The sequence below is a fragment of the Enteroscipio rubneri genome, assembly GCF_963929405.1.
Taxonomy (GTDB): domain Bacteria; phylum Actinomycetota; class Coriobacteriia; order Coriobacteriales; family Eggerthellaceae; genus Enteroscipio; species Enteroscipio rubneri.
Genome location: NZ_CAWVIN010000003.1, coordinates 265,743 through 277,287, shown reverse-complemented (window position 1 = coordinate 277,287; position 11,545 = coordinate 265,743). Strand labels below are relative to the sequence as shown.

The 11,545-nt window shown below is 62.7% G+C and carries 7 protein-coding genes; 6 read left to right on the top strand and 1 reads right to left on the bottom strand.

Translation table 11 applies throughout. From position 1 onward, the window contains the following. Nucleotides 1–18: 18 nt before the first annotated feature. Complete coding sequence (locus ABGT83_RS08445) at nt 19–3,201, bottom strand: ABC transporter ATP-binding protein/permease (protein WP_346687004.1); 3,183 nt, start codon at nt 3,199–3,201, stop codon at nt 19–21. Nucleotides 3,202–3,582: 381 nt separating this feature from the next. On the opposite strand from ABGT83_RS08445, the gene ABGT83_RS08440 reads away from it, so the two are divergent. From ABGT83_RS08440 to ABGT83_RS08415, 6 genes are all read left to right on the top strand, one after another. Next, nucleotides 3,583–4,986, top strand: a complete 1,404-nt coding sequence (locus tag ABGT83_RS08440; RefSeq protein ID WP_103264805.1) for an aminopeptidase — start codon at nt 3,583–3,585, stop codon at nt 4,984–4,986. 133 nt (nt 4,987–5,119) lie between these two features. Further along, nucleotides 5,120–5,797 carry a class I SAM-dependent methyltransferase gene (locus ABGT83_RS08435; RefSeq protein WP_346687002.1) on the top strand — a complete coding sequence of 226 codons (678 nt, stop codon included), beginning with the start codon at nt 5,120–5,122 and terminating at the stop codon, nt 5,795–5,797. Between the two features lie 131 nt (nt 5,798–5,928). Continuing rightward, a complete protein-coding gene (locus tag ABGT83_RS08430) occupies nt 5,929–7,320 on the top strand; it encodes a sodium-dependent transporter (RefSeq protein WP_103264787.1) in 1,392 nt (463 codons plus the stop codon). A gap of 218 nt (nt 7,321–7,538) precedes the next feature. Then, the gene (locus ABGT83_RS08425; RefSeq protein ID WP_103264788.1) at nt 7,539–9,059 is read left to right on the top strand and encodes an IMP dehydrogenase; all 1,521 of its coding nucleotides are present in this window, start codon (nt 7,539–7,541) and stop codon (nt 9,057–9,059) included. Nucleotides 9,060–9,446: 387 nt separating this feature from the next. Beyond that, a complete protein-coding gene (locus ABGT83_RS08420; RefSeq protein WP_346687001.1) occupies nt 9,447–10,631 on the top strand; it encodes a hypothetical protein in 1,185 nt (394 codons plus the stop codon). Beyond that, nucleotides 10,632–11,504, top strand: a complete 873-nt coding sequence (locus tag ABGT83_RS08415) for a VanW family protein (protein ID WP_346686999.1) — start codon at nt 10,632–10,634, stop codon at nt 11,502–11,504. It begins immediately after the preceding gene. The last annotated feature ends 41 nt before the right edge of the window (nt 11,505–11,545 follow it).

Below are 11,545 nucleotides of genomic sequence, written 5' to 3'. Positions count from 1 at the left end.
GGAAGGCGGTGGCCCCCGCTATTCGCTGCGCAACGCCTCCACAGGATCCTTGCGGCTGGCGGCGCTCGAGGGGATGAGGCCGGCTAGGAACGTGAGCAGCACGCTGATGCCCACGAGGATTGCGGCGGCCTGCCACGGTAGTGAGGCCACGTCTACCACGTCGAACAACGAATAGATGATGATGTTCGCAGGGATGCAGCAGAGCGCGGTCACGCCCACGCCGATCAGTCCGGCGGTGAAGCCCACGATGATGGTCTCGGCGTTGAACACCCGGCCGATATCGCCCTTGCTCGCGCCGATGGAGCGCAGGATGCCGATCTCCTTCTTGCGCTCGAGCACGCTGATGTAGGTGATGACGCCGATCATGATGGACGACACCACGAGCGAGATGGCCACGAACGCCACCAGCACGTAGCTGATCATGTTCACGATGTCGGTGACCGAGGACATGAGCGTGCCCACGAAGTCGGTATAGGTGATGACCTTGTCTTCCTGGCCGTCGGCCGTCATGCGATCGTTGTAGCCGTCGAGGATGCCGATGACCTTTTCCTTGCTCTCGAAGTCGATGGGGTAGATGTCGATGCCGCCCGGCTTGTTGGGGTCGGCGTAGCCCAACTTCTTCAGGTTGTTGTCGTAGGAGGCCTCCTCGGTGTTCATGAGCGACATCATCAGCTCGCCGAGGTCCTCCTCGGTCATGTTCATCTGGAAGGCGTCTTTGAACTTGTCGGGATCGATGCTCATGGCCGACGCCATGTTGTTCGCCATCTGGTTCATCGATTGCTGCAGCGCAGTGGTCACCTGCGATTGCAGCTCGCTTGCCATGGCGGTCATATAGGTGGTCATGGTGGTTTGCACGTAGCCTTGCAGGGCGGTGGCGAGTTGGGCCTTAAGGGCGTCCTGGTCGACCATGCCCTGTACGCCGGCCATAATCTGCCCCTGCACGGCAGGTTGGTTCAGCCATTCCTGTGCGGAAAGCGGTTTGGCATCGGGGTCATAGGCAGGATTGGGGATGACGGGGCTCGATGCGGGGTCGCTTGCATCGTAGTCGGGGTTGGGGATGGTGGGGGTGTTGGCGGCGTAGAACTGCTGCAGATAGGCTGCATAGCCTTCCATCAGGTTGGACATAAGCGCGCTCACCTGATTGACCGGCAGGTCGATGTTGAGCGATCCGGCGATCTCGTCCATGTTCGGCTCGGGGGCGGCGGGCATGTTCTGCAGGCTGCCCTGCAGGTTCAGGGCGTTGGACATGTCCACGGACAGCTTGCTCTGGTCGATGGTGAACGCCGCTTGGATGGCATCGCCGTCGATGGTGAACAAGGAGTCCATGTTGAAATCGCTGCCCTCCTCGTCCTCCTCGTCGAAGGACTTGCCCGTGAACACGTTCGTGTCCGGGTGCGCCAGCTGGTCCTTCACGATGGCGCTGTTCGCGGCCTGGTCGATGACGTAGTCGGTAAGGGATGAGGGGTAGTTGATGCCCGAGCTCAGCATGGTCGCGGCGGCGTCTTCGCGTGGCTGCACCACGCCCACCACATGCACGTCCTCGCCGTGCTCGACCAGATTGCGCATGTAGTCGGTATCGTCGGTCTTGTCTTTCCACACGTTGAACTCGTCGTCGTGGACGTAGTAGTCGGCGGCGTTGACCAGCTTGAACGAGACGCCCAGGATATCTTCGTACGAGGGATCCTCCATGTCGGTGGGCGCGGTCACCTCTTCTTCGGCCGCGAACTTCTTCACCATGTCGTCGAGCTCGGCCGAGTCGCGCAGGCCCAGCGTGTACAGCATGAAGTCGCTGATGCCGCCGTTGCCGGTGAGCACGAGCACCACCTCGTTATGGCTTTGGGGCCAGCGTCCGGCCTTCACGTCGTATTGGTTCTGATACAGGTTCGGGTCGCTCGGCATCTCGTAGAACGTGTCGGTGCTCATCGACATGGACATGAGGCTGTTCGAGCTGGTGGAGGAGCCCAGTCCCAGCGCGGAGAACGATGTATCGGGATTGACCTGGCGCAGCTTCTCGGTGTTCGAGCTGAAGATCTGCGGCGCCACGTTGTACGTGTACTCGATGGCGTTCGTGTACTGGTCGATGTTGCTCTCCCCGCTGTCGAGATACTTCTTGAGCGAGGCCAGGTCGTTTGAGCCGATGCTCGACACCATGCTCGACACCATCTCCACGACGTGCACGGAGTCTTCGCCTTGGTCCTCGGCGCCGTTGTCGCCGGCGGCCTCCGCTCCTTCGCCCGCCGCGCCGAACATCATGGACGTCATGTCGAAGCCGGTGCTCTGGATTTGCAGGGGGTACTCCGAAAGCGTTTCCTCTTCGACCGACTTGATGTAGTTGTTCACGCCGTTGGCCAGCGCCAGGATGGATGCGATGCCGATGATGCCGATGGAGCCTGCGAACGCCGTCATGAGCGTGCGGCCCTTCTTCGTCATGAGGTTCTTGAACGAAAGCGCGAGCGCCGTGAAAAACGACATCTTCGTACGGCGCGCGGGCTTCTCGCTCTCGTGCATGTCCTCGGCGGTGGGCTCGAAGGGGTCGGTGTCGGAGCGGATGACGCCATCGGACAGGTTAACGATGCGCGTGGCGTACTGCTCCGCGAGCTCGGGGTTATGCGTGACCATGATGACGAGGCGGTCGTTCGCGATCTCGGTGAGCAGGTCCATGATCTGGACGCTCGTCTTGGAGTCGAGGGCGCCGGTGGGCTCGTCGGCCAGCAGGATCTCGGGGTCGTTGATAAGGGCGCGCGCGATGGCCACGCGCTGCATCTGGCCGCCGGACAGCTGGCTGGGCTTCTTGTTGATGTGGTCGCCCAGGCCCACCTGCTGCAACGCGGCCACGGCGCGGTCGTGCCGCTCGGCGCGCGACACGCCCGACAGCGTGAGCGCCAGCTCCACGTTGGACAGTACCGTCTGGTGGGGGATGAGGTTGTAGCTTTGGAACACGAAGCCGATGCGGTTGTTGCGGTAGGCGTCCCAGTCGCGGTCTTTGTACTCGTCGGTGGAGATGCCGTCGATGATGAGGTTGCCCGAATCGTAGTGGTCGAGGCCGCCCACGATGTTGAGCAGCGTCGTCTTGCCTGAGCCGGAGGGGCCGAGTATCGCCACGAACTCGTTATCGCGAAACGACACCGACACGTTGTCGAGCGCAGTCTGCGTGAAGTCGGCCGTCGTGTACGATTTGCATATGCGGTTGAGCTGGAGCATGCGTGTCCTATGCCTTTCGCTGGCACGATCGCTTGACTATCAAGCGTCGCCCGGTCGTTTTCTCGCTGTCAATAGTAGGCATTGTCTGGCGAAACAGGCCTTAGCCGCGCGTTTTCTACACAGGAAACCCGAATGCGGAACGGCGGCCGCCTCGTCGCCAACGCAGTCTGCGATGCTAAGATGGCCAAACGCGAGATCGGCATCGAATCCTTTGGCGTCAAGCGAGGAGAAGGCCTTTCGCCTCCTCCTCGTCACGACTGCGCTGCGGCGCGGTGGAAAAACGTCTCAATGGCTGGCGTGCTCGAGCTGGTTGTGGATAATGGAATTCGACCTGCGCAGCGGACGACGGCCGAGAGCCGCTGGAACGAAAGGAACGAGCATATGGAACGCGACGTGGCATGGAAGAAGTACGACGAGGCCGACCTCGAGGCGCTCGAACAGCTGGCTGCCGAGTACATCGATTTCATTTCAGACAACAAGACGGAGCGCGCATGCGCCGCAGCGGTCGTCGCGCAGGCCGAGGAGCGCGGCTACCGCCCGCTCGACGAGGCGGTCCGCGATGGGCGCGCACTCGCGACAGGCGACAAGGTGTGGGCGCTCGCCCATGGCAAGGCGCTCATGCTCGCGCACATCGGGCAGAAGCCGCTCGCGGAGGGCCTGAACATTCTCGGCGCGCACATCGACTCGCCGCGCCTTGACCTCAAGCAGAATCCGCTTGCAGAGGCCAACGGCCTCGCGTTTCTGGACACGCACTACTACGGCGGCATCAAGCCGTATCAGTGGGTCGCGCTGCCACTTGCACTGCACGGCGTGGTGGTCAAGACCGACGGCACCGTGGTCGAGGTGAACGTGGGCGACGACGAAGGCGATCCCGTGTTCTGCGTAACCGATCTTCTGATCCATTTGGCGAGCAAGCAGATGGGCAAGAAGGCGAGCGAGGCCGTGGAGGGCGAGGATCTGGATATCCTCGTGGGCAACCGGCCGCTCGTCGCCGCGGGCAGCGATGATGGCGATGCCGAGAAAGAGCCGGTGAAGGCGTTCGTGCTGAAGCTGTTGGCGGAGAAGTACGACATGACGGAGGAGGACTTCCTGTCGGCCGAGATCGAGGCCGTGCCGGCTGGGCGCGCTCGCGATCTGGGCTTCGACCGGAGCATGGTGATCGGCTACGGGCAGGACGACCGCGTGTGCGCCTACACCTCGCTCGCGGCGCAGCTTGCGCTCGACGATGCGCCGGAGAAGACGGCGGTGTGCGTGCTTGTGGATAAAGAGGAGATCGGCAGCGTGGGTGCCACGGGCATGGCGTCCCAGTTCTTCGAGAACACGATGGCGGAGATTATGGAGCTGGTGGGCGAGGGCGGCCCGTTGCTGCTGCGCCGTGCGCTAGCCGCTTCGAGCATGCTGTCTTCCGACGTATCCGCCGGCTTTGACCCCGCGTACGCGAGCGTGTTCGAGACGAAGAACAGCGCATTTTTGGGCCATGGCCTCGTGTTCAACAAATATACGGGCTCGCGCGGCAAAAGCGGAAGCAACGATGCTTCCGCCGAGTACGTCGCGCGCATTCGCCGCATCATGGACGATGCCGGCGTGTCGTTCCAAACCGCCGAGCTCGGCCGCGTCGACGCGGGCGGCGGCGGGACTATCGCCTATATTCCCGCGAAGTACGGCATGAACGTCATCGACTCTGGCGTGGCGGTGCTCTCGATGCACGCTCCCTGGGAAGTCACCAGCAAAGCCGATATCTACGAGGCGTTCAAAGGTTATGAGGCATTTTTGAAGAACGCATAACGCGAAACGCCGGAGTGCGGCACGGGTTTGCCGTGCGGTCGGTCATCTGGGCGTTTGGCGGAACAGGACTCGCCGAGGACGCCGGCTTGCGCGCTTGTTTCGATCGAAGCGCGCCAGGAAGGGAGGCATGCGGATGGATGCCGAGAGGGATTGCTACTACGAAGCCATGCCGCGCGAGGGGCATGTCGTCGGCCGCTGCGAGATGCTGCTGCCCGACCAGCTGGTTGGCAAGCGCGTGCTCGACCTGGGATGTCGCCGCGGCAAGGGGGCATGCAAGATCGCCGACCTCGTAGGGCCTGATGGGGCCGTGCTGGGCGTCGACCCGTCTGAGGCGTATGTTGAAGCTGCTCGCGCCTACGTGGCGGAGCACCAGATGCGTCGGGCCCGTGTTGCGGGCGCGATCGACCCAACGTTCTGGCGTGCGCCGTTCGAGGATTTGCGCCAAGCAGGTATCGAGGACGCATCGGTGGACCTCGTGTTCGTGAACAGCGTGCTCAATCTGGCGTGGGATCGTGAGGCGGCCCTGCGCGAGATCGCGCGCGTGCTCGCGCCTGGCGGGGCCCTCCATCATGCGGGCGTGTTCGCCGAGGAGCCGTTGCCGGCGGAGGAGGCCCGCGCGCTTGCCGCTGTCGGCAACGCATTCGGCGCCGCCCCGTCCGCAGCGGAGTTCGAAGCCGACGCCCGCCGGGCCGGGTTTGCGCGCTGCGAGTTTGGCGCTGCGCTTGCTGCCGAGCCTGACGGCGACGATGCCGTGCCCGTCCTTGCCGGGCGCCGCTTCCGCGCGACCGTCGTGCGTGCATGGGTGCGCTAGATCCTCTCTCTCGCAGACCTGGCGAGCCGGTGCCCTTTCCGCTACACTGCTCGCATTGCAAGCATGCGCCCGTCGGCCGCGGCCGATGGGTCGTCAGGCCCGGGGTAGGCGCTTTTCGACGGTAGGCGGACATGGCTCGAGAGAAATTTGGAACCCGGCTGGGGTTCATCCTGATCAGCGCCGGATGCGCTATTGGCCTTGGGAACGTTTGGCGCTTTCCCTACATCACGGGGCAGTACGGCGGTGCGGCTTTTGTGCTCATGTACCTGCTGTTTCTCGTGGTGTTCGCGCTGCCTATTCTCGTGATGGAGTTCGCGGTGGGACGCGCCAGCCAGAAGGGGGTCGCGCGCAGCTTCGACGAGCTGGAGCCAGCGGGTACGAAATGGCATCGCTTCAAATGGGCTGCTTTGCCGGGAAACTACCTGCTCATGATGTTCTATACCACCGTGGCCGGATGGATGATCGCGTTTATGCTGTTCAGCGGTGCGGGCATGTTCGAAGGCCAGGATGCGGGCGGCGTCGAAGGCGTGTACACCTCGTTGCTGGCCGATCCGTGGCTCATGGTCGCGTTCATGCTGACTGTGGTGCTCATCGGCGTTCTTGTGACGCGCGCTGGACTTCGCAACGGCGTGGAACGCATCACCAAGGTGATGATGATCGCGCTGTTCGCCGTGCTCGCCGTGCTCGTAGTGCGCGCAGTCACGCTGCCGGGGGCCCAGGAGGGTCTCGCGTTCTACCTCATGCCCGACTTCGGGAAGCTGTTCGAAGGCGGCTGGGGCACGTTCGCCGATGCGGTGTTCGCGGCCATGGGGCAGGCGTTCTTCACCGTGTCGGTCGGCGTGGGCTCCATGTCCATCTTCGGCAGCTATATCGACAAGCGCTACCGCCTCACCGGTGAGGCTCTGCGCATTGCAGGACTCGACACACTCGTGGCGTTCATGGCGGGTCTCATCATCTTCCCTGCGTGCTTCGCATTCGGCGTGGAGCCGGGCAGCGGGCCGGGACTCGTGTTCATCACGCTGCCGAGCGTGTTCTCGCAGATGCCGTTCGGGCAGGTGTGGGGGACGCTCTTTTTCCTGTTCATGAGCTTCGCAGCGCTCTCCACGGTCATCGCGGTGTTCGAGAACATCATGAGCTTCAGCATGGATGAGTGGGGTTGGTCGCGGAATAAGGCGTGCCTGGTGAACGGTCTGGCTCTGGCGGCGCTCTCGCTTCCGTGTGTGCTGGGATTCAACGTGTGGGCGGGCGTGGAGGTGCCGGGCATCGGCAACATCCAGGCTATCGAGGACTTCCTCATGTCGAACAACGTACTGCCCTTGGGCGCGCTCGTGTTCCTGCTGTTCTGCACCTCGCGCCGCGGCTGGGGTTGGGATGCGTTTCTGCGCGAGGCCGACACGGGGGAGGGCGCGCGTTTCCCCCGGTGGGCTCGCGGCTACGTGCGCTTCGCGTTGCCGGTGCTCATCATCGTGGTGTTCGTTGCGGGCTACGTGCCCATCGTGCAGGTGTGGTTGGGGATGGGCTAGCGCGCACGATCTGACAGTATGGAAAACGACAGTGAGGACGGCCGGAGTTTTCTCCATATTCCCTCGGATTCATTCCGTGCGCGGGCGTCCCGTGGCTATAATAGCGGTAACAAGTGAGCAACGGGCGGTTGACGGGCGCGTTTTCTGGGTGGCGTCGACTGTACCGGACAGAACACATGCCGCGCATCGCGCCAAACCGCAGATGGAGGAAGCAGCCCATGGCCTACTATTTCGATGAGCCGTCCCGCACGTTCAACGAGTACCTGCTGGTTCCAGGCCACTCGTCGTCGGAGTGCGTCCCTGCCGACGTCAGTCTAAAGACGCCGCTCGTGAAGTTCAAGCGCGGCGAAGAGCCGGCTATCTCGCTGAACATACCGATGGTGTCGGCTATCATGCAGGCCGTGTCCGATGACGGCATGGCTATCGCGTTGGCGACGGAGGGGGGGCTTTCGTTCGTCTTTGGATCCCAGACCATCGAAAGCCAGGCCGCCATGGTCGCGCGCGTGAAGGATTACAAGGCCGGCTTTGTCACGAGCGATGCGAACCTTTCTCCCGAGATGTCACTGGCCGACGTGTTGGCGCTCAAGGAGGAGCACGGCCATTCCACTATGCCCGTGACTGCGGACGGTTCGGCGCACGGTAGGCTGGTGGGCATCGTGACCGGTCGCGACTACCGTTTGTCGCGCATGTCGATGGACGAGAAGGTGTCCAGCTTCATGACGCCGCGCGAGAAGCTCATCGTCGCGCCTGCCGATACGTCGCTCAAAGAGGCCAACGATATTATCTGGGACAACAAGCTGAACGCTCTGCCCATCGTAGATGACGAAGATCGGTTGCTGTACCTGGTGTTTCGCAAAGACTACGATTCCCACAAATCGAATCCCAACGAGATGCTCGACGCCCACAAGCGCTACATGGTGGGTGCGGGCATCAACACGCGCGACTACGCCGAGCGCGTGCCGGCGCTTGTCGAGGCCGGTGCCGATGCGCTGTGCATCGACAGCTCCGAGGGCTATTCCGACTGGCAGCGGCTCACGATTGAGTGGATCCGGGAGCACTACGGCGACTCCGTGAAGGTGGGCGCGGGCAACGTGGTCGACGCCGAGGGTTTCCGCTTTTTGGCGGATGCGGGCGCAGATTTTATCAAGATCGGCATTGGCGGCGGCTCCATCTGCATCACGCGCGAGCAAAAGGGCATTGGCCGCGGTCAGGCCACAGCGGTCATCGAAGTGGCCAAGGCGCGTGACGAGTACTTCGAAGAGACGGGGGTCTACATCCCCATCTGTTCCGACGGTGGCATCGTGTACGACCATCACGTCACGCTCGCGCTTGCCATGGGCGCCGACTTCGTCATGCTGGGCCGCTACTTCGCCCGCTTCGACGAGAGCCCCACGAACAAGGTGAACATCAACGGCTCCTATATGAAGGAGTACTGGGGCGAGGGAAGCGCGCGCGCCCGTAACTGGCAGCGCTACGACCTGGGCGGCGACAAGAAGGGCTTATCGTTCGAAGAAGGCGTCGACAGCTACGTTCCCTATGCCGGCAGCCTGAAGGACAACGTCGACCTGACGCTGTCGAAGGTGAAGTCCACGATGTGCAACTGCGGTGCGCTCACCATTCCCGAGCTGCAGCAGAAGGCCAAGCTCACCGTGGTGTCATCCACGTCCATCGTCGAGGGCGGCGCCCACGACGTCGTGCTTAAGGACAAGACGCCCTATGTGAGCAACACCATCCACTAAGACGCGGGCAGCATAGTGTGTTATGCGAACGGGGCAGTCTTCGGGCTGCTCCGTTTTGTTGTGATGAGACGTTTCGGAAATCGCGAAAGGGCGTTGATTTCGGGACCCGTTTCTTCGTGCGCTGTCCGGTCTTTTTTCGGGAAGGCGCCGACGGATGAATCGCGCGCATGGTGGAAAGAGAATGCGAGAATCCGGAACACGGTTCTTCCTTCTGTGGCGCATTCGGAATGAATAGGTCATGGGGGGTGCTTTAAACTTGCCATAAAATTATAGTTGATCAGGGATTCTGCGTGTAACTTTATCAGATGCTTATATAATTGTTCGCATAAAGGTAGAATGATATTTCATTGTGTCACGCGTTGACTTGATCTTGAGTGGGAGTGCAGCATGCAGGCAAGCGGATGGGGGTTGACCTTCATGGCCGCCATCATCGTGGCGGGGGCCGTTGTCTGCCGTTTTAGAAACGACGGAGCGCATTCCGGTCGCGCCGCCGCGCTTTCACGCGCGTCTCGAGTCTCGTTTGCGACGCTCGCACTGATCGCGCTTGCTTTCGCGGGTACCGTGCTCATGGGCCAGCAGCTGTGGGCGGCGCCGATGTTCGCAGTGGGGAGCATCGTTGTGCCGCTGGCGGTGTACCTGGCTATGGATCCGCGTCCGCGTTCGGCGAAGCCGCCCGCGCGCTCGGGGAGCCGCCCGCGCGAAGCAGGGCTGAGTGCCGATGCGATCGAGCCTGCTTCTTCTTTCGTGCCGCTGAGCGTCGGTCGTCCCAAGTCCTCGCAAGGGTCCTTCAGGACGCCCCGCACGATCGGCGGCGAACTGCGCGTTCCTCCCGATAAGGTTCCGACGCCTCTCGGCCGTTCGGCGTCGCCGGTGTCCGGATGGGATTCCACGGCTGCGCTCGCGGCTTCGATCGCGACGGTATCCTCTGCCGCATCTGCGCCTGTCGAAGCAAATCCGACTTCCGGTGCTGATGCGCTCGGCGAAAGAGGCGCTGCCGCCAAGTCGGGTGTGCCTTCGGAGCCGAGCGCGGCCGCCGATGCGAGTCTGGCTGCCGAATCGAGCGCGCCCGCCGAGACGAGCGTGCCCGCTAAACCGTCCACGGCCGCCGATGCGACCAAGCCTGCGGAGCCGAGTGCGCCCGCCGATGCGAGTGCGGCCGCGAAACCGTCCATGCCGTCCAATGCAAATGCCTTCGCAAGCGAGTCCGCAAGTTCGCATGAGCATGCAGGCGGTTCCACTTGCACCCGCGCTCTCGACTCCGTTCCCGACCCTGCTCCTGTTCCCGAAGCGCATGCTCCGCGCAGCCTCGAGTCCTCCGATTGCTTCAAGAAGGCTCGCAACCTCAAGATGAAGGGTGCGCATGCCGTTGCCGCTCGGCTTTTCAGGGAAAGCGCCGATCGCGCACCCGATGAAGCTCAGCGGAGGAAGGCCGAGTTCGAGGAGCTTGCATGCTACGTGTTGGCCGGCCAGCACGATCGGGCGCGTGCGCTCGCAGACGAATTGCGGGTGTGCGGCGACCATTTGACCAGCGCCGAGCGCATAAAACTTGATGCGGTAGCGAGGATGATCTAGATGGCTGCTGCGCATCGCAGGGAGTCGGATCGTCCGCGCGCGAAGCTGCGCACGGCTCCTGACTATGCCGTCGTCGCTGTGTGCGGCGTGCTGGTTGCCGCTTGCATGGTGCTCACCACTTCGGCGATGCCTGCAGAGGTGCAGATGCCTCCCGAGGAGGCCGCGCCCGCCTCCCAGCCGGAACCTCAGGCGCAACAAGCCGACGTTGCGGAGGGCGAGGTCATCGGGAGCTATCAGGCCATCTCGCAAAGCACGAATGCCGATCGCGCCGAGAACCTCCGCCTCGCTGCAGGGGCGATCGACGGCGTGGTCATCCAGCCGGGCGAGACGTTTTCGTTCAACGATCATGTCGGCGACGTCGAACAGGACTCGCGCTACCGCGCTGCACCCGTCATCGTAGGCGGAGAAACAGTAGAGGGCGCCGGCGGCGGCATCTGCCAAGTGTCCACAGCGCTCTATATCGCCGCCCTGAAAGCCGATCTGGAGATCGTCGAGCGTCATCCGCACTCGATTGCCTCCGATTACGCGCCGGTCGGGCTCGATGCCACGCTTGTTTACGGCACCATGGATCTGCGAATCAAGAACGCGAGCGAAGACCCCATGCGCATCAAGGCCATGGCGGTCGGCCAGACGGTGGAGGTTTCCATCATCGGTCAGCCTTTGGAAACGGGCACGACCATCGATGCGACGTCGAAGGTTGTCGACCAGTACGTCGACGACGACGGCGACCTCCATTATGTGGCGGAGTCGTATCGCGTCTACTATCTCGACGGGGTGGTGCAGTACCGGGACCTGATGCACACTGATACCTACTTCATTCCACAGCCTTCCACGGTCGTTCTTTCTGAGGGAAGCGTCGATCCCTCGAAATAGAACAGGGGCTGTGCCGAGGTCGTTCCTTCGCTACAATGATA

Coding starts and splice junctions, on each gene's coding strand:
- ABGT83_RS08445 (WP_346687004.1), bottom strand. CDS start 3,201: ATGCTCCAGCTCAACCGCATATGCAAATCGTACACGACGGCCGACTTC.
- ABGT83_RS08440 (WP_103264805.1), top strand. CDS start 3,583: ATGGAACGCGACGTGGCATGGAAGAAGTACGACGAGGCCGACCTCGAG.
- ABGT83_RS08435 (WP_346687002.1), top strand. CDS start 5,120: ATGGATGCCGAGAGGGATTGCTACTACGAAGCCATGCCGCGCGAGGGG.
- ABGT83_RS08430 (WP_103264787.1), top strand. CDS start 5,929: ATGGCTCGAGAGAAATTTGGAACCCGGCTGGGGTTCATCCTGATCAGC.
- ABGT83_RS08425 (WP_103264788.1), top strand. CDS start 7,539: ATGGCCTACTATTTCGATGAGCCGTCCCGCACGTTCAACGAGTACCTG.
- ABGT83_RS08420 (WP_346687001.1), top strand. CDS start 9,447: ATGCAGGCAAGCGGATGGGGGTTGACCTTCATGGCCGCCATCATCGTG.
- ABGT83_RS08415 (WP_346686999.1), top strand. CDS start 10,632: ATGGCTGCTGCGCATCGCAGGGAGTCGGATCGTCCGCGCGCGAAGCTG.